Below are 19,104 nucleotides of genomic sequence, written 5' to 3'. Positions count from 1 at the left end.
CGTTCACACTTTGCGCGCCCAAGGCTGGTAGCCTCGCGACCCTATTTGCGTGTCCACTGTCGTAAGCCCGACAAAGGTGTGTCGGAGCAATCCGAAGGAATCTGACACGACAAGCCTATTCGTGAACCGAAACAGCTCTTTGAGCTGGCATAGCTCTTGCGCTTTGGACTGCGACATCACGCAGCAACGGAGCCGTTCATGTCTGCACCGGCAATTTCGCTTGAGAGCCTCAGCACGACATTCGGTGACCAGTTGCTTGGCACCATGAAACCCGGTGGCTGCGCGTCATCCTGCGGCTCGTCGACAAAGCCCGACGACACGGATCCGGCTGTCTGGGAGAAGATCAAGGATCACCCCTGCTTTTCAGAAGAGGCGCATCACTATTTCGCGCGCATGCACGTCGCGGTCGCGCCGGGCTGCAACATCCAGTGCAACTACTGCAATCGCAAATATGACTGCGCCAACGAAAGCCGGCCTGGGGTGGCCTCTGAAAAGCTGACGCCCGACCAGGCGCTACGCAAGGTGATCGCGGTCGCCAACGAGGTGCCTCAGCTTTCCGTGCTCGGCATCGCCGGACCGGGCGATGCCTGTTACGACTGGAAGAAGACGAAGGCAACCTTGGCGCGGGTCGCCAGGGAAATCCCAGACATCAAGTTTTGCATCTCCACGAATGGGCTGGCGCTGCCGGACCGTGTCGAGGAGCTTGCCGACATGAATGTCGATCACGTGACGATCACCATCAACATGGTCGACCCTGAGGTCGGTGCAAAGATCTATCCTTGGATCTTTTACGACCATCGCCGCTACGTCGGCATCGAAGCCGCCCGGATGCTGCACGAGCGGCAGATGTTGGGCCTGGAGATGCTGACCGCGCGCGGCATCCTCACCAAAATCAATTCGGTGGTGATTCCTGGCGTGAACGATGAGCATCTGATCGAGGTGAATAGATGCGTCAAGGAGCGAGGCGCGTTCCTGCACAACCTCATGCCGCTGATTTCTGACCCGGCACACGGCACGCATTACGGACTGAGCGGGCAGCGCGGCCCAAACGCAATGGAGATGAAAGCTCTTCAGGATCGTGTCGAAGGCGGCGCCCAGTTGATGCGCCACTGCCGGCAGTGCCGGGCAGATGCCGTCGGCATGCTTGGCGAGGATCGTGGCCAAGAATTCACGGCCGACCGGATTCCCGGCGAGGTCACCTACGATGCCAGCAAGCGTAAGGCCTATCGGGAGCTGGTCGCGCAGGAGCGCCGTGATCACGTGGCGGCCAGAAGTGAAGCGATCGGATTGGTCAAGGCAGCGAGGCCCGGCAAATCCGTCCTCTTCGCGGTGGCGACCAAGGGCGGCGGCCGCGTCAACGAACATTTCGGCCATGCGAAGGAATTCCAGGTTTACGAAGCCTCGCCGAGAGGGATCAGCTTTGTCGGGCATCGCAAGGTCGAGCAGTATTGTCTCGGCGGCTGGAGCGCAGAGGCCGCCCTCGATGGCATCATCGCAACCCTTCAAGGCATAGATATCGTGCTGTGCGCTAGGATTGGAACTTGCCCGCAGGATCAGCTCGCGGAGGCTGGAATCCAAGCGACCGATGCTTATGCCCATGACTATATCGAGACGGCAATCAGCGCGATTTACACCGCCACGTCAGGGGCCCCCGCACTCGCGGCGACGGCCTGAGCTGTCTCATTTCATTCGGACCAGGAGTTAAAATGGCTTTCAAGATCATCGCATCCCAGTGCACCCAATGCGGTGCCTGCGAATTCGAATGTCCTTCCGGCGCGATCAAGTTCAAAGGCGAGAGCTACGTGATCGAGTCACAGAAGTGCACCGAATGCGAGGGGGTCTTCGATGCGCAGCAATGTGCCTCGGTATGCCCGGTGCCGAAGACCTGCGTTCCTGCGTGACCCCATGGGCTGCCGACATTGTTGGGGCTGCCTACGCAGGACGCCTGGAGCGCCTTGTTCACAATCTGCAGCCGCAAGAGAAATCAGGGAACGGACATGTCGCTCGGACGCGAAGAGGAGATCGAAATCCGCAGGCCCCCACGATTCATGCCGGGAGAGCGGGTACGTGCCACTCGCCACATAAAGAATGACGGCACCTATCCCGGCAGGGAAATCGGCGAAAATCTCGTGCGCAAGGGCGACGAGGGATATGTGCGCGACATCGGCACCTTTCTCCAGCAGTTCTTCATCTATGCGGTCGAGTGGATCGACCGTGGCACCGTCGTCGGCATGCGAGCGCGTGAACTGATGAGCCTCGAGAAAGCCGAGTCCTGCAGTGCTGAAAGCAATTCCAATGAAGGGACGGCCAGATGAAAGTCATGATCCGCAGGACCGATGCTGGCTTGTCGGCGTATGTCCCCAAAAAAGACCTCGAAGAGCCGATCATCAAGATCGAGAAGGAAGAGTTGTGGGGCGGAACTATCACGCTCCGGAACGGGTGGCGGCTCGTCTTACCCGATCTCCCACGGGATACGCGTCTGCCGATCACTGTCGAGGCAAGGAAGGTTTCCGAAGAGGACTGATGCTGCCGCTAAGTGCGTCGCGAGGAAACGAGCATGAATACGATCCTGACATCGGGCCACCTCGTCATAGTGCGGGACAGTTTTGCCGATAAGCTGCTTGACTTGGCGAAGGAAGCGCTCGCCGCCGATGAGGTGATCCCTTATCTCGGTCCGGGTCTTCTTGGGTTCAACTGTGCGGAACCGCCTGTGCCGCATACTCCGGAGGTCGTTGCCGCGGCACTCAATGCACGGGCGCCCGCCCCTTCCAGGATCCGCACCAATATGTGGTCGGTTGCGCAGTTCATCGAACAGCGCCGGCATCGCCGGACGCTTCAAGCTTGGATGACGGAGATATTCGCAGCGCCGGTGAGGCCAACCCTCCTCCACGCCTGGCTCGCAAGGCTGCCGCTCTCCCTCATCATCGACAGCTGGTATGACAGCGCGATGCGCACGGCTCTCGTGGAGACCGGCCGAACGGACGTCGTTGAGATACAAGGCGTCACGCGCGCGAACGAGATCGGCAACATTTGGACAAAAACCTACGATTTGTCCGGGAGGGAGCTCGACGCTCAATCGGGGGCAAAGACGGTCCTCTATGCACCTCACGGGAGTAGTAGGCCCTCGCAAAACTTTCTCGTCGCAGATTCCGACTATGTCGAAGTCCTGACCGAAATTGATATCCAGACACCGATCCCAGACGTGGTGAAGGAACGGCGCATCACCCGTGGATTTTTCTTCGTTGGCTGCCGCTTCAACGATCAGATGCTGCGCACCTACGCCAGACAGATCATGAAACGCTCCCGCGGTCCCTATTGCACCGTAATGGACGCGGAATCCCTGACCAGAAACGAAGCGCGTTTCCTTGCGGCAAGCGGAATCACGGTGATCGACATGCCACTTAGTCAAGCGGCGGCTCGGCTTCTGGGAACGGGCAAGGCTGCAGGTTGTGGACAGGATTAAAATGGCGGTCGCCTTTGATGATGCGTCCTTCGGCTTTCCTCGAAGGCGCAAAATGCAGTCGGGAATACACCCGTGAACAGTGATGCTGTCGGCAGCGCAACGAACGCTCTGAATTCGTTGACCCATGTTGAAGCGGCGCGCTGGGGCCGGGATTTGAGTACGCTGTTGCGCATAACGCGTATGAATTTTCGGCATCCCTGGCAGGTCGCCTTCGCTATGGGCTCGACGATCATGGCGGCAATCCTCCAGTTGCTCATTCCCCAGCTTCTCGGCCGGGCTGTCGACCAGGCCCAGACAGCCATCGGGGGCGGTGTCGCCGGGAGCGCGGCAGGACAAGCGCTCTGGACCCCGGCTCTCCTGCTGCTCGCCGTCAGCGCGCTACGCGGCCTTTTCACGATGGCGCAGAACTATTTTGCCGAAGCCGTCGGGCATCATGTCGCGTACGAACTGCGGCTCGCCTACTACGACAAGATCCAGCGTCTCAGCTTTTCCTTTCACGATCGGGTCCATTCAGGCGATCTGATCACCATCGGAATGCTCGATCTCCAAGGCGTGCGGATGTATTTTTCCACCGCGCTCGTTCGCGTGGTCCTGCTCACCATGCTGATCGGGATCGGCGCCTACATGATGATCTCGATCGATCTCATGCTCGGCCTGGTCGCGCTGAGCTTCGTGCCTTTTGTCGCCTGGCGCTCATCGACCACACAGCTTAGGCTGCGCGCCACCTGGCTCGACCTCTATGAGCGCCTTTCGGTACTAAGCCGCGTGATGAAGGAAAATCTCGCAGGCATCCGCGTGGTCCGCGCTTTTGCGGCTCAATCCTATGAGATGCTGAAGTTCGACCGCGCTTCCAAGACCGCGCTCGGCCTCGCCAACGATCTCGTTGACATCTACGTACCCAGCACGTCGGCGATGACCTTGTCCTTCTTTTTCGCAATGGGATTGGTGCTTTGGATCGGTGGCAACAAGCTCATCGCTGGCGAGATCAGCGTCGGAACGATGGCGACCTTCCTGACCTTCATGACCATCCTACAAATGCCAGTCCGCCAGATCGGCCTCATGGTCAATGCCTTTGCCCGCGCTTCCAGCTGCGGTTCGCGGCTTTTCGGTCTCCTCGATCAGGAGATCACGATCAGGGATGCTCTCGAGGCCAGACCGCTTGAGATAAGCGACGGCACTCTGCGCTTCCACAATGTCTCATTTGCGTACCCCAATGTCGAAAACCGCGCCATTCTGAAGAACCTCAGCTTTGAGGCCCGGAGAGGCGAGACGATCGCGATCGTCGGTCCGCAGGGTTCCGGCAAATCGACGATGGCTCATCTGATCCCCCGCTTTTACGACGTGACCGGTGGCGCCATCACGTTGGACGGCCAGGATATACGCAATGTCACCCTCGAGAGCCTTCGCAAGGCGGTTGCCGTTGTACAGCAGGATGCGTTCCTATTCACCACCACGATCGAGAACAACATCGCTTATGGCGACCCCTGGGCGAAGAGACAGCGAATTGAACACGCTGGCGAATTCGCCCAGCTCCACGACTACATTCTAGGGCTCCCAGCAGGGTATGAGACGGTCGTGGGAGAACGCGGCGTCTCTCTCTCTGGCGGCCAGCGCCAGCGTCTCACGATTGCTCGCACCATGATGCTGCGCCCCTCTGTCGTCGTTTTCGACGACTCGATGGCCGCGATCGATGCCGGCACCGAGCAGCGCATTCGCGCGGCGACGCGGCGCTTCGCCAAGGATCGGGTGACGATCATCATCGCGCACCGGCTGAGTGCGCTTATGCATGCCGATCAGATCCTTTTTGTCGATAACGGCGAAATCGTAGAACGCGGCACGCATGAAGAGCTTCTGGCGAAGCGGGGACGCTACAGGGCCCTTTACGATCTCCAGACGCGCCCAGGTGATAGCATATGACCCAGTATGGGGGCGCCCGCTGATGGACCAGGGCCCCGGCGAACTCGAAGCCGAACGTGACGACGGCAGACGCCCTCCGCGCGCGGTCGTCGGCTCGCACCGGATCGAGGAGGAGATGTTCGGCCGGGCTTTCGACAAGAGCATCCTCCGCCGGATCTGGGGCTTCGTCCATCCCTATCGGGCAAAGGTAGTTGTCACGATTGTCGCGATGTTGATCTTCACCGGGACGCAGCTTCTCATCCCCTTGATCATCCGCTACGCGATCGACCAGGGCATGAACCCGGCAGCGAGCGATCGCTCAGCCCAGCTTGCGGCCGTCGGCGCGTTCCTTTCGGCGATTTTGGTCAATTTCGCCGCCGGTTACATGCAGGAAACCTTGGATGGGAAAATTGCCGAAACTGTCCTGTTCGACATCCGCCGCGCCATGTTTGGCCATCTGCAAAAGGTTTCGCTCTCTTTCATGGACAAGACTGAGGTCGGACGCCTGATGTCGCGCCTGCAAGGCGACGTTAACTCCATACAGGAGTTCCTGGAAACCTCGGTATATTCCCTAGGCGATGTTGCACTTCTCTTCGGCATCGTTTTCGTAATGCTGTGGCTCGACTTTCGCCTCGGCCTCCTGACGCTGTCGGTTCTGCCGATCCTGGTGATCGTCCGCATTGTCTGGCTGCCGCGTGCCCGCGACGCCTTCATGGCTGCACACGAAACCAATTCCGTCGTCAATGGCGCGCTGGCCGAAGCCATTCACGGCGTGCGGACCATACAGTCGATGGATCGCCAGCAGGTGAATTTCATTCTTTTCGACGACCGGGCCCATGCCAACCTCAGGACCCAACTGATCGCTGCCAGATATGCACTGGTCATGGTGCCTATCGTCGATGGCCTCACGGGCCTCGCCTTGGCCGCCGTTATTGTGGTCGGCGGCTCGATGGTCGTGAATAGCCGTATAGATGTGGGCGTGTTGGTAGCCTACCTGTTTTACATCCAGCGCTTCTTTGACCCGATCCGCTCACTCACCCTGCAATATTCGATCATGCAGCGCGCCATGGCCTCAGGCAAGCGCCTGACCGATGTGCTCGATGTCAAGATCGATGTTCAGGACAAACCCAATGCGGAGGTACTTTCGCCCGAAATGGACGGCTCGGTTGAGTTTAGGGACGTCACATTCGGCTACGATCCGAACCGTTCGGTTCTGAAAAATGTCTCCTTCAGGGTCAACCCCGGCGACACGGTCGCACTGGTCGGACCGAGCGGTTCTGGCAAATCGAGTGCGATGGCCCTGGTCCACCGCTTCTATGATGTTCAGCAGGGTCAGGTGCTGGTCGGCGGGCATGATGTGCGCGACCTCACCCAAGAATCGCTCGGCCGCCAGGTCGCCATGGTGCTGCAGGAGCCATTCCTGTTCACCGGGACGGTCTTCGAGAACATTCGATACCAGAAGACGGAAGCCACGCGCGACAAGGTGATCGAGGCGGCGAAGGCGGTCGGCGCGCATGACTTCGTCATGAGCCTCGCCGACGGGTATGAGACCCAACTTGGCGAACGCGGCGACAACTTATCTCTCGGCCAGCGCCAGCTTATCAGTTTCGCCCGCGCCCTCGTCGCTGACGCCAAGATCCTCGTGCTCGACGAAGCTACCGCCAACATCGACAGCTACACGGAATTGCAGATTCAGAAGGCTCTGATCAAGCTGCTTGAAGGGCGGACTGGCCTCGTCATCGCCCACCGTCTCGCCACGATCCGGGGGGCCGACCGCATCATCGTGCTTCAGAATGGCCAAGTTGTTGCGACTGGCAAGCACGATGAGCTAATAGCCATGGGCGGCCTGTATTCCAAACTCTACTATCTCAACCACGCCTCCTTCGACGACATCCCCGAACACGAGACCACCGTGCAAGCTGGCTCCCAGACCTGACTTTTTGGCGGCCTTGTGGTAGTGGCGTTGACTTTCGGGCGTGTCGGCGGACCACTCAGGCACCGCAGACGGCCAGCAGGCAGCATTCAAGGACAAGCACTCCTCGCAGTTCGTGAAGACCGGCTGCGAACGATTTCCTCCAGCATCGTATCCCGACCGCGGTGCACCCCATCATCGGGCGAGCTCGCTCCTGGTGGTGGCTGGGCGTAGCAAAGCCGCTCGCGAGCGCGCCCTCAACAGCGCCATAGCGAGTGGCGGCTCTGCTACCGCCGGGCCGCTGATGAAGCTGGAGGCGCCGCACCGACGCCGCCCCGGGCGAGAAGAACCTCTGCGGCGGGCTATGGGCAACGGGTAGCGCGAGCGCGAGAGCAGACGCGTGCCTGCATCGTGACGCGCTCGGCCATCATCTCCTTAGGATCATCCAGGTTCACAAGATGGCCCAGACGCCAGCCAACGCACAAACCTGGTATTCTGTGCCGCCGGCTCGTCGTCAGTTTGGCCTCCCTCCCGATTGCCCGTCCCCACCACGTGCACGCTCGAGCACGTGGATGTGAAGGAGCGCTGTACAACGATTCAACCTCAGACTGCGAATTTCATGGTCAGCCAAGTCGAGCCATGATTTCGGATTGAATGGTCGTCGCAGTGTACAGGGAAGCATCTAGCGGCAGATTTCCAAATGCCAATTGACAAAGCAGGTAGTTGGCACCTGCCTCTTCCAACTGACCTAACAGAGCTTTTCGCACAGATTCTGCTGATCCTACCACGCACAATTCACTCTCAACTGCCGCATCGAAGGTCAGCGGCAGGTTTGGTGGAGTGGGGATAGCGTTAAGCTCGTAAAGGAATTGGAAGCTCTTGAGCCAGCGTTCGTAAGCAGGTGCCGCGAGCGAATAGGCATGTGTGTCACAACGCCCAACCACGACCATGCGGAGCAATCCGATAAATTGCGCCTGATCCCCCGCGCCAGCGTTGTCCTCTCGATAGGCGCGGAACGCATCAGTAGTTTTGCGAACAGAAGAGGAAGGTCCTACACACGCGATATTTGTTCCATTCGCAGCCGCCCAAGCTGCGGACTCGGGTCGATTGGCAGCGACCCATGTCGGCGGATGTGGACGCTGATGAGGTCTTAACGTCAAAGGAACGTCATTGAGATCAAAATGGCGGCCTTGATAGCATAGCGTGCCGACCTTCATCGGATTAACAAGTATTTCCATGAGGATTTCGCTGGCTTCGGCATAACGGCCCGGCACCGCGTCCGCACCAATCCCGAAGTAGCCCAATTCGATCGGGAGAGCACCGCGCCCTATGCCCAGTTCGAGCCTGCCACCGCTCAACTGGTCCAGCATACAGATCTCTTCGAACGCACGCAGCGGATGATAAAGCGCAAGCAGCATCACCAAGGGTCCGAGACGCAAGCGCCGGGTGCGCTGGGCGACGCTCGATAAGAACAGATTCGGCGATGGACCTCTCCCATGGGGAGTACAGTGATGTTCTGCGAGATGATAGGCATAGAACCCTAGCTGATCGCACGCCTCTGCTAATATCAGGCGATCTTCGTATTGCCGACCGATGTCGCGGCCATCCTCGTCCAGATGATCGAAGATGCCGAACGCTAGGTTTGAAGGAAAGACGTTTGTCACTCGATAAGTCCCCGATTTTAAAAGCAGGCTGTTCTCTTGCTGGGATGACCAAGCAAGTGGGAAGAGATGTGTGTGATCGCCGATTAGCGTCAGCGTAACGAAGAAGCAGAGTCTGACGCTTCCCTGCCCTTGGAGCTTGGCACCGTTAAGCTTCCAGCAATGTCGCCAGCGGCAGCAAGAAATGCATCCATCTGCTCTTTTGTGCCGATGCTAACGCGGATGCAGTGTTCCAAGCCTTTGTCCGGAAAAAACGCTACAAGTATCTTTTGCCTTTCCAATGCTGCTTGCCACCATGAGCCGTCCTGTCCCGCGGGCACACGGGCCAGCAAGAAATTTGCGCGGGAGGGCGTTACGGAAAATCCGAGTTGCGACAGCGCGACTGTCACTCGCTCTCGTTCACCCTTGATGTGCTTGTGGTTCTCTGCGTAGGCGCCGCGATGCGCAAGCACGCTGATACCAACGGCATGCCCGATGACGTTCATGTTGAAGACGTTCTGGATGTTTCGCAGCCTGCCAATAATTTCAGGGTGACCGAAACCGAAACCGACGCGAATGCCGGCGGCGGCATAGCTTTTCGAGAGTGACCTCAAGATCAGAACGTTCGGATACTGGTTGATGAGGCGCAGGCCATGATCGGGTGCAAAGTCGACGTAGGCTTCATCAAGGACAACCAAGCGGTCTGATTGTGCTACGAGGCGTTCGATATCGCTTATCGGGAGGAATGTTCCGGTCGGATTGTTTGGATTGGCCAACATAATGAACTTGGCGTCTTTTGCCGGACCGGAAAGCAATTGCTCCATTGGCAGGGAATGAGCTTGACATCCGATTTCGAGAAACTCGGCGCCCTGAATCATGGCAAGTTTGCGGTTGAACGAAAACCCTGGCGACATCATCGCAACCTTATCGCCAGGCGCGAGGAAAGCTCTGTAGATGAGTCCGAGCAGTTCAGACGACCCGTTGCCTGCGATGACCTGATCCCTGGAAACGCCATAGGTGCTGGACGCCGCTTCCCTCAAGCTGATGTTATCGTCATCCGGATATAGATACTGGCACTTGAGGGCCGCCACTGCACTTTGCATTATGATTGGCGGCAACGGAAACGGGTTCTCATTCGTATTCAGCTTGACAAAATTTCCGTCCGGCGCTGGTCCGTTGGACGGCAGAGCATCTAACTGTCGCGTCACTGGCGGAAGAGCCGAAAGCACAGTTTGCAGTTTTGCATCGGACATATTTTAACTCCGTTTCATTCACCAGGGGCATCCGTATGAGCTCGCAACGAGAGCAACATGGCGGACAGGATTGACGATGGAAGCGTTGCCTCTCACACGATGGTCGCAACGCAGACACGGGAATTCGGCCAGGCTGTCCTCGATGAATCGAGTGGAAGCGGACGCGGACCTGCATCGCTGCCGCAAGGCGCTAAGCAGCTCAGCTCATCTGCTCGGTTTCACATACGCTTGATCTCGACGCCGTATTTCCTCAGCACGTAGCCAATCTGGCGCGGGGTCAGTCCAAGGAGGCGCGCTGCCTTTGCCTGCACCCAGCCACATCTTTCCATGGCAGCAATGACGCGCTCTATGTCGGGGGTCCTCGCGCCAATTGGGTGTGTTGCGCCGGCACGCGGGACTGTGGTCGCGGCCGAACAGGCTGCCGCATCCGGCGGCGTGGCCGGATTCACTGACTCCGGCAGGATCGGCGCTGGTTGCAGCGCGGCCTTGCCCGATCTGCACTTCCACAGCGCCTCGGCAAAGCATTGGCCTTGGGAGCAGGCAAAGTCGTTTCTCCCGATTGATAGTCCCTCGGCCAGGATCGCTGTCCGGTGCACGCAATTTTCAAGCTCGCGAATGTTGCCGGGAAACTCACATTTCATCAGCACTTCAATCGCACACGGATCGAAGGTAAGCGTACAGCCGTTCTCGTCGTTGAACTTCTTGAGAAACTCAGCTGCGAGCAGCGGAATATCGCTGCGCCTCTGGCGCAATGCTGGTACCAGCAAGGGAACCACGTTGATGCGGTAGTATAGGTCGGCGCGGAACTCATTCCTTGCAACCGCCTCTTCCAGGTTCCTGTTCGTGGCGGCAATCACGCGAACATCGACCTTAATGGTCTGATTGCTGCCGACGCGCTCAAACTCCTGCTCCTGCAGCACGCGCAGTAGCTTTGCCTGGAACGAGGCCGAGATCTCGCCAATCTCATCCAGAAACAACGTCCCCTTGTCAGCGAGCTCAAAGCGCCCCTTGCGGGAATTGAATGCGCTTGTGAAGGCACCCTTCTCATGACCGAACAATTCGGATTCCAGGACTGTCTCTGGGAGCGCTGCACAATTGAGTTTAACGAAGGGCCGCTTGGCGCGCGGCGACAACTCGTGAATTGCCTTGGCAGCCAGCTCCTTCCCGGTACCGGACTCGCCTCGCAACAGAACCGTGGTTTTTGCCTTGGCTACGACAGCGATCTTCTCCAGCAGCGCGCTTATCGCCGGACTGTCACCAATCATCCCCTCGACATGAACTTTTTTGCGCCGGGGTGCAGGGTGCTTAACATCTGAAAATTTCGTTTGCAGCCGATCTTCCAACTCCGGCGGTCGCTCGCGGTCCCCCGCGCAGAAGCGGTGCAACTTGACTGTCTGTCCCACCATGTTGGCAATCATGGTGAGCAGTCGGACATCGTAATCGAGCCGATAGCTTGACCTGCTTTCCAAAGCCCTGTCCATAGTCAGCGCGCCTACGGCGTTCCCATCAACACGAATGGGAACGCCGATGAAGGACACGGTGTCGGAGGCCCCAAGCACCTCGATGTCAGCGGCAGTGAAGGCCGGATGCATCGCTATGTCCTCGGCGATGAGCGGCGTGTCCGTCGTCACAATCTGATCGATGGCGTTGCGCGGCACGCGCGACCGGGAGGGCTCATTGCTGTTCGTGTCGCAGTCGCTGGCCACGGTGATGTCCAGTCCGGCCTCGGCATCGCAGAGAGTGATGATGCCGTGCCGCATCTGCACTAACGAGTGCAGGAGATCAACGACCTTGGCCAACGTGAGTTCGAGCCGGGCGGGACCGGTGAGTATTTTCGATATTTCGAAGATTCCGGTGAGGGCGCGCTCGTGCAATGCCCCATTCGCAGGATTCGTCTCGGACGTTGGACAACCCCTTATCGCATCCGGCAGCGATATGCCGCACTCGCTGGCATTTTGTTCTGATTTGCGAATGTTGTGGTGCATGTGATCCTCGATCTCGCGCCATCAAACGTAGGCCGGCGGCATGTGCGCCCGCGACGTCGCGAGCAAGCGCGAAAATACTCCGACGTGAACTCGTGCCGCCGCCGTTTGGTCGAGTGCAAAGCGGATCGAACCCTGATGCATCGCTTGGCTCTCCCCTCCACGAAGCTTGGCCATGGTCTCGGCTTGCACCAAGGCAACCACACGTTGTTTTCAACAGACTGGAGCGAGGCGGGATAGTCAATCGAGCTTTCTTTCATTCGTGAAAGGAAACCTCGCGGCATATGATAGAATTCATCAATTCTGTTTTTGCCGTTGAACGACGGAAATACTTGCGCCGGCGATGCGGTGCCCGAGCGGCTGACCGCGCCGAGTGTAAAAGCCGGGCCGTGCCATTCACCAGCGCCCGCGAAGGAGGGGCGGAAGTGATAATAACCGCCAACGGCACTGGTCGTTTGCGGCAACCGCCATTTTGCTCGAGTTGATCATGCGGCGGCGGTGTCGCGTGTGAAGGCGCGAAGCTGGCGTCGAGTACGGCTTGGTAGGCGGTGCTCGCAATTTCCAGATCGCATCGTCGTGGTCAGCGCCAACGGCGTCAATCTCTACGTCTCGACGTGGCTTTCATGCAGCGGGAGCGCTGCAAAGAGCACAGCCATTCTCGGCTCTGATGCCACCGATGAACCGCGAGCCAGAGGGATCGACCGGCAGCACTCTGTCAGTGAACATCAACGGGTCGTGCTGGACCCTCGTCGTTCCCGCCTTGTGCCAGCGCATTCATTCCATCATGGGTGCCACGGCTAGTCAGGGAAAGCGAAGCTCTCGGCCTCCTCTAGACCAACGGATTTCGTCATGTGGCGCAGGCGTTCCGGCGAGAGGAACTCGCTTCTCACAGCGCTTCCGAACAGGGGTAAGTTAGCCTGTCATCTGGACGGGCTTATGAACAGGCGACCTATTTGGTACGCGCTGGCGCCAGCGATGCGGCCCGGTCCAAAGCCGGCTAAAACGAGGAACCCACCACGCTCTGTGCAGCAAACCGCTAGCCAGAGGGATCGACCGGCAGCACTCTGCCAGAGACATCAAGGGCGTGCCGGACCGCGGCCTATCCCGCTGGTCTGACACCGCATTCCTCCATCATTGGCGAGCCCACGTCAGTTCAGGTCATGCGGATTCATCTGGCATGGGTATTGCGGCGGCGTTGGTGCAGCGTTCGACCGGAGCGCCGCGATAGGGAGAAGTCACGCCACCTCGATCCGGTCAGGGAGAGAGAACCAGTGTCAGCTGCACAAGTCCGCGGCGCGAGTCCCGCGCCCCGCAAACCCTTCTACACCAAGCTCTACGCCCAGGTGCTTGCCGCCATCGCGCTCGGCGTCGCAATTGGCTATTTTTATCCGGAGACCGGCGAGAGCCTGAAGCCGCTGGGTGATGCCTTCATCAAGCTGGTCAAGATGATCATCGCGCCTGTCATCTTCCTGACAATTGCCACCGGCATTGCCGGCATGAACGATCTTCATAAGGTCGGCCGGGTCGCCGGTAAAGCAATGGTCTATTTCCTCACCTTCTCGACGCTCGCGCTGATCGTCGGCCTCATCGTCGCCAATGTCGTCCAGCCTGGCGCCGGCCTCAACATTGATCCGGCCTCGCTCGATGTCCAGGCCGTGAATACCTATGCCGCAAAAGCCAGCGAGCAGTCGGTCACCGGCTTTCTGATGAACATCATCCCGCCAACGATCGTCGGTGCCTTCGCGGAAGGCGACATCCTGCAGGTGCTGTTCTTCTCGGTTCTGTTCGGCATGGCGCTTGCGATGGCCGGCGAGCCGGGCAAGCCTGTCGTTTGCTTCCTTCAGGCGCTCATCGCGCCTGTCTTCAAGCTCGTTGGAATTCTGATGAAGGCCGCGCCGATCGGCGCTTTTGGCGCAATGGCTTTCACCATCGGCAGATATGGCATCGGTTCGGTGGTCCACCTCGCGATGCTGGTCGCGACGTTCTATTTCACCGCCTTCCTCTTCGTGTTCGGGGTTCTCGGCGCGGTCTGTCGCTACAACGGCTTCTCGATCTGTTCTCTCATTCGCTACATCAAGGAAGAGCTGCTGCTTGTCCTCGCAACGTCCTCCTCGGAGGCGGCGCTCCCTTCGCTGATGCAGAAAATGGAGAAGGCGGGCGCCAGGCGTTCGGTTGTGGGTCTCGTCATCCCGGCCGGATACTCATTCAATCTGGACGGCACGAATATCTACATGACGCTGGCGGCCCTCTTCATCGCGCAGGCGACGAACACGGATCTGTCCATCGGCGATCAGGTGCTGCTGCTGCTCGTAGCAATGCTTTCCTCCAAGGGCGCTGCAGGTGTCACAGGCGCGGGCTTCATCACCCTGGCGGCTACGCTCGCCGTAGTTCCGAGTGTTCCCGTTGCTGGGATGGCACTGATACTCGGCATCGACCGCTTCATGTCCGAATGCCGGGCGCTGACGAATTGCGTCGGCAACGCAGTGGCATCCCTCGTCGTCGCCCGCTGGGAAGGAGAATTGGACCGAGCACAGATGAAAGCCGCCTTCTGCGGTCATCAGCTTGCCGAGGCATCAAACCGGCTACCCTCCTCCAAGTAAGGTGGGCGGCCCACGACCTGTTAAGTCGCCTAGCTGGTCACATGAACTGAACGACCGACCCGCAGCCTCTAAACGGCTCCTCACGGACCATGTAGCCGAAGCGCTAAATGTGTGAGTGCAAACCGTCACCGCCCTTTAAGCGAATGAGCCTTCCAGTATACCCGGCCGGTTTACGTCTGGAATGATGTTCGTCCAACACGCTGTTGGCCATTCGTATGGGACGTTTTCACTTTGCCACCCGAAACCGAAACGCGTTAGGCGACAGAGAGCCGGCCCGCGTCAAAAACCGATCAGAATAGGGACCTATGACCAAGCGCCCCACAATTGCCGATCTCGCCCGCGAAGCCCGAGTCAGCGTAGCAACGATCGATCGGGTTCTGAACGCCCGCCATCCGGTGCGCGAGGAGACCGCGCGGCGGGTCCACGACGCCGCCCACGCGATCGGCTATCATGCTGCCGGGCTAATCAAGCAGCGCTTACGGCGAGACCTACCGCACTACCGTCTGGGCTTCATCTTGAGAAAACCGGCCCAGCATTTCTACCAAGATTTTGCACGCGAGGTCGAAGCATCGGTCAATTTGGCCCAGTCCTTCCACGGCATTCCGCTCGTCGAATTCGCCCCGTCACATATGCCGAGCGACCTGATCGCGCGGCTCAAGGATTTGGGCGCACGCTGCCATGCGATCGCGATGGTGGCACCGGACCACCCGAAAATTACAGCAGCGGTTGAGGACCTCAAGGCCAAAGGCATTCCGGTTTTCTCGCTGCTTTCCGACTTCGCCGCCGGCGTGCGACAGGGGTATATCGGCCTTAACAACCGCAAGGTGGGGCGCACGGCCGCTTGGATGGTGTCGAAGGTCGCAAAACGGCCCGGCAAAGTGGCGGTTTTTGTCGGCAGCCATCGTTTCCAGGGGCACGAGCTCCGTGACGTCGGCTTTCGCTCCTATTGCCGTGAGAACGCGCCCACGTTCGAGGTGCTGGATCCTGTCATGAACCTCGAGAAACGGCAGATCACCTACGAGGCAACGCTTGATCTCATGCAGCGAGAGCCCGAGCTCGTCGGCTTCTATGTCGCCGGCGGCGGCATGGAGGGCGCCATCTCCGCGCTCCGAGAAGAGGGCAAAAGTCGCGATCTCGTCGCGATCGTGAATGAAATCACACCGGAGTCTCGGGCGGCGCTCGCAGATAATATCGTCACGATGGCGGTCGCCACGCCAATGCGCCGACTTTGCCGGGAGCTGATAACGCTGATGACGCGGGCTATCGAGACCGGCACCGCTGAAACGCCCGGACAGACATTTCTCCCGTTCGACATCCATCTGCCGGAAAATATATGAAACTCATGGACTCTATCGTGAGCGGGGAGTTTCCTTTCATAAACGAGAGAAAGTTGAATGATGATCCCATCCCGCGGGGTGGCCGCACCCACGGACCTCAGCCGGGCAGAATGAAGCGCCGATTAGATGAACGGATCGGCCACGCGTTCACGAAGCGCGGGGTCAATTGCCGGGTCCGCAGCGTCAAGCTCGACCGGCTTCATTGCCAAGTGCCCGACTTTCTCGGTGCAGGGGACTGTCGTCGACGCCGGTAGCCGAGCGAGGCTGGCACAGATGATCGACCACGTCGACCGCCATCTCCTCGCCTGGCCGCGCGTGAAAAGCCGCGGCAAGGCCTGCGACGTTGGCAATTAAGTGGGGCTGAGCATCTTCTGGGACTCCGCAAGCAAAATCGGAGGCGGCAGTCAATTCAGTAGCAACCCCGGGCGTGTGTTCTGCTCGTTCCTGGCCCTCGTACTTGACAAGCAACTGCGCCGCTCTGCTGGGCAAAGGCCCGGTGTTTAAGTGGGGCTTAACATCTTCCGGGACTTCGCACGTGAAATCGAGGTGGCAGTCGGTACCAACAACCGCAAGGTCGGATCGGCGTGCCCGAGACGCTCATTGATTTCAGGCAAAGGCGCCAGGCGAGATGCCTCCTGCAACATCATTTCCCGCATCCACATGCTTGCCGGATCAGTATTGTGAAGCTCAGGCCACTGGACGGCCTCCGTGAATGCGGGAGGAGGAAGTGGCGGCGGAAGTTGGACAATCCGCAGGGGTGTTGTTTTTGCGAAATGCTGCGCCAGCCGTAAGGGCATGGTCCCGATGCGGTTGCTGCCTGACAGGACGGGCGCGATCAGGCTAAAGCCCTGTACGACGACCTCGACACGTCTCTCGAAACCGTGCTCGAGCAAATACCATTCCTCCATGGTGGGCTGCCGGGTGTGCCTGAATTTGAGCACGACATGCCCCATGGACAAGTATCGCTCGAATGTAAGTGGCTCTGACAGCTGCTTGTTCGTGCCGCAGCCTACGCATACGAGCATATCTTCGAACAGGACTGCGCGAGGATGTTTCGACATGAACACTTCCGGCATAATCAGAAAATCAAGGTCGCCGCGCCGGAGAAGCTCCTCGGGGTCGTCGCAAATAGGCAGACATTCAAAGCGAACGGCGGGTGCTTCCCGCGCAGCACGCTCTACGATCTTCTTAAAAAATACGAGCGTGATGTAATCGGAAAGCATCATTCGGAAGAGACGATCCGATTGGGCTGGGTTGAAAGCGTCGGAGGAAATAATCGATAGCTGGATGTGCAGCAATGCCTCCCGGACTGCTGTGGCGAGCCCGTCGGCGCGCGGTGTCAAAATGAGCTCGCGGCCGTTCATCGTAAATAGCTCATCGTTGAAATAGGCGCGTAACCGAGCAACGGCGGCGCTCATGGCCGGCTGGCTCAGGTTGATACTGCGAGCCGCGGCAGTGACTTTACGCTCCCTCATCAGAGCGTCCAGCACAACGAGGAGATTTAGATCGAGTCCCTTGAAACGCATGTCATGTTCTATCCAACGCGTGGATGCGTATCATTCAAACAATCAATTTTACGAATTTACGAGCCATGCATTAGAGGAACGTTAATGAGCGACGTCAAGCTCAAATCGACGACACGGGCCGGAACTTCGAGAGAGCGTCTGGCTCACCTTCGCCAACGACAACGGCTGAATGCAGCCAACAGCGCCGCTTTGGTCGGGTAATGCGGCCGCAAAAAACTAATATGAAGAGAGGTCCTGAATGCGCCATCAGGTGCAGTGGAAGTTGTGCTGGGAAAACGAATTGCAGCTCTCCGATCACGTTGAGCTCGCCGAGTTCTTTCGTGATACGTACGGGCCGACTGGGGCGTCCAACGCAGAACCGTTCGAAGGTAGTCGAAGCTGGGCCGGAGCCAGGCCTGAACTCCGCGTGATCGCCTATGATTCAAGTGGTGTAGCGGCTCACATGGGCATACTGCGCCGTTTCATCAAGGTTGACGCGGTCGACCTGTTGGTGGCTGAGCTGGGCCTGTACGGGGTACGCCCGGACCTTGAGGGTCTCGGAATCGCCCATTCAATCCATGTCATGCTTCCAATACTGCAGGAGCTTGGCGTTCCATTCGCTTTCGGAACGGTCCGGGACGCGCTGCGGAATCATGTTGAGAGGTTCGGGCGGCGATACAGGCCTTTGGCCGTTTTGTCGGGAATTCGCGTGCGCTCGACCCGACCAGAGGCCCGCCTCGACCTGCCGCCCACACGCATCGATGACGCACTCACCATTGTTCTGCCGGTTGGACGGCCGATCAGCGAATGGCCCACGGGCACGATGATAGATCGGAACGGACCAGAGCTATGAGCCGTCCCGATTGCTTGTACGAAGTGCGCCGTGAGTGCTCTGACGGCACCGGCCGTCGCAGCGTTTATCTGACGTTTGACGACGGTCCCAATCGACTTTTCACACCGGAGATTCTCGATGTGCTGGCAGAGCAGCGGGTGCCGGCGACTTTCTTCGTCATCGGCGCCTACGCCTTAGAGCACCCAGATCTAATCCAACGGATGATCGCAGAAGGGCACGAGGTAGGCAACCACACGATGTCTCATCCGGATCTGTACCAATGCGGTTTCGGCGAAGTGCAACGTGAGGTCTTTGAAGCGAACGACGCCATCATGAGAGCGTGCCCGCAGGCCTCGGTGCGCTATGTTCGCGCGCCCTACGGCGCCTGGAGTGAAGAAGTCTTCACAGCGTCACAGATCGCCGGGCTGGCGGCCCTCCATTGGTCCGTCGACCCTCGAGATTGGTCTCGCCCTGGGGTCGACGCGATTATCGATAAAGTGCTCGCCTCTGTCCGGCCGGGCGCAATCGTACTCTTGCACGACGGATGCCCTCCCGGCGAGTTGGGCCGGGGCGCTCACGCCGGTCTGCGCGACCAGACGGTCACGGCGCTGTCCCGGCTGATTCCAGCATTGCGTGAGCGCGGATTTGTAATCCGCTCACTTCCTCAACATCACTGAACAAACG

15 protein-coding genes are annotated in these 19,104 nt (G+C 59.0%); 11 read left to right on the top strand and 4 right to left on the bottom strand.

Annotated features, from left to right (window positions below; translation table 11 throughout):
* Nucleotides 1-198: 198 nt before the first annotated feature.
* From nifB to NKH02_RS25455, 7 genes are all read left to right on the top strand, one after another.
* Nucleotides 199-1,674 carry a nitrogenase cofactor biosynthesis protein NifB gene (nifB, locus tag NKH02_RS25485; RefSeq protein ID WP_352882439.1) on the top strand — a complete coding sequence of 492 codons (1,476 nt, stop codon included), beginning with the start codon at nt 199-201 and terminating at the stop codon, nt 1,672-1,674.
* A 32-nt stretch (nt 1,675-1,706) separates the two neighbouring features.
* Nucleotides 1,707-1,901: a 4Fe-4S dicluster domain-containing protein gene (locus NKH02_RS25480; protein ID WP_023672218.1), complete on the top strand. Its 195-nt coding sequence runs from the start codon at nt 1,707-1,709 to the stop codon at nt 1,899-1,901.
* Between the two features lie 96 nt (nt 1,902-1,997).
* The gene (locus NKH02_RS25475) at nt 1,998-2,315 is read left to right on the top strand and encodes a nitrogen fixation protein NifZ (protein WP_023736294.1); all 318 of its coding nucleotides are present in this window, start codon (nt 1,998-2,000) and stop codon (nt 2,313-2,315) included.
* A complete protein-coding gene (gene nifT, locus NKH02_RS25470; RefSeq protein ID WP_352882436.1) occupies nt 2,312-2,524 on the top strand; it encodes a putative nitrogen fixation protein NifT in 213 nt (70 codons plus the stop codon). Before NKH02_RS25475 ends, nifT begins: the two co-directional genes overlap by 4 nt.
* 33 nt (nt 2,525-2,557) lie before the next feature.
* Nucleotides 2,558-3,463: an SIR2 family NAD-dependent protein deacylase gene (locus tag NKH02_RS25465; protein ID WP_352882434.1), complete on the top strand. Its 906-nt coding sequence runs from the start codon at nt 2,558-2,560 to the stop codon at nt 3,461-3,463.
* 72 nt (nt 3,464-3,535) lie between these two features.
* Complete coding sequence (locus NKH02_RS25460) at nt 3,536-5,380, top strand: ABC transporter ATP-binding protein (RefSeq protein WP_352882432.1); 1,845 nt, start codon at nt 3,536-3,538, stop codon at nt 5,378-5,380.
* A 22-nt stretch (nt 5,381-5,402) separates the two neighbouring features.
* On the top strand, nt 5,403-7,295 hold the full coding sequence (locus tag NKH02_RS25455) for an ABC transporter ATP-binding protein (RefSeq protein ID WP_352882468.1): 1,893 nt from the start codon (nt 5,403-5,405) through the stop codon (nt 7,293-7,295).
* 599 nt (nt 7,296-7,894) lie between these two features.
* Here NKH02_RS25455 and NKH02_RS25450 read toward each other — a convergent pair.
* From NKH02_RS25450 to nifA, 3 genes are all read right to left on the bottom strand, one after another.
* Complete coding sequence (locus NKH02_RS25450) at nt 7,895-8,935, bottom strand: LLM class flavin-dependent oxidoreductase (RefSeq protein ID WP_023736289.1); 1,041 nt, start codon at nt 8,933-8,935, stop codon at nt 7,895-7,897.
* 89 nt (nt 8,936-9,024) lie between these two features.
* Entirely contained in the window at nt 9,025-10,164 is a 1,140-nt protein-coding gene (hisC, locus tag NKH02_RS25445) for a histidinol-phosphate transaminase (protein WP_352882430.1), read from the bottom strand.
* Between the two features lie 218 nt (nt 10,165-10,382).
* Nucleotides 10,383-12,149, bottom strand: coding sequence for a nif-specific transcriptional activator NifA (nifA, locus tag NKH02_RS25440; RefSeq protein WP_352882428.1), 1,767 nt, complete (start codon nt 12,147-12,149; stop codon nt 10,383-10,385).
* A gap of 1,268 nt (nt 12,150-13,417) precedes the next feature.
* Here nifA and NKH02_RS25435 point away from each other — a divergent pair.
* The gene (locus NKH02_RS25435; protein ID WP_352882427.1) at nt 13,418-14,746 is read left to right on the top strand and encodes a dicarboxylate/amino acid:cation symporter; all 1,329 of its coding nucleotides are present in this window, start codon (nt 13,418-13,420) and stop codon (nt 14,744-14,746) included.
* Nucleotides 14,747-15,051: 305 nt separating this feature from the next.
* The gene (locus tag NKH02_RS25430) at nt 15,052-16,083 is read left to right on the top strand and encodes a LacI family DNA-binding transcriptional regulator (protein ID WP_023736284.1); all 1,032 of its coding nucleotides are present in this window, start codon (nt 15,052-15,054) and stop codon (nt 16,081-16,083) included.
* 500 nt (nt 16,084-16,583) lie between these two features.
* Here the strand turns inward: NKH02_RS25430 and NKH02_RS25425 are convergent, their stop codons facing one another.
* Complete coding sequence (locus tag NKH02_RS25425; protein ID WP_352612161.1) at nt 16,584-17,609, bottom strand: LysR family transcriptional regulator; 1,026 nt, start codon at nt 17,607-17,609, stop codon at nt 16,584-16,586.
* 238 nt (nt 17,610-17,847) lie between these two features.
* On the opposite strand from NKH02_RS25425, the gene NKH02_RS25420 reads away from it, so the two are divergent.
* Complete coding sequence (locus NKH02_RS25420) at nt 17,848-18,441, top strand: NodA family N-acyltransferase (RefSeq protein WP_023736281.1); 594 nt, start codon at nt 17,848-17,850, stop codon at nt 18,439-18,441.
* A complete protein-coding gene (gene nodB / locus NKH02_RS25415; RefSeq protein WP_023766912.1) occupies nt 18,438-19,097 on the top strand; it encodes a chitooligosaccharide deacetylase NodB in 660 nt (219 codons plus the stop codon). Before NKH02_RS25420 ends, nodB begins: the two co-directional genes overlap by 4 nt.
* Nucleotides 19,098-19,104: the final 7 nt, after the last annotated feature.

Origin of the sequence: Mesorhizobium sp. M1396, from assembly GCF_040317725.1 — a bacterium.
In the GTDB taxonomy this organism is placed as follows: domain Bacteria; phylum Pseudomonadota; class Alphaproteobacteria; order Rhizobiales; family Rhizobiaceae; genus Mesorhizobium.
Note: the sequence above shows the minus strand (reverse complement) of the source record. Positions and strands in the feature narration are given on the sequence as shown.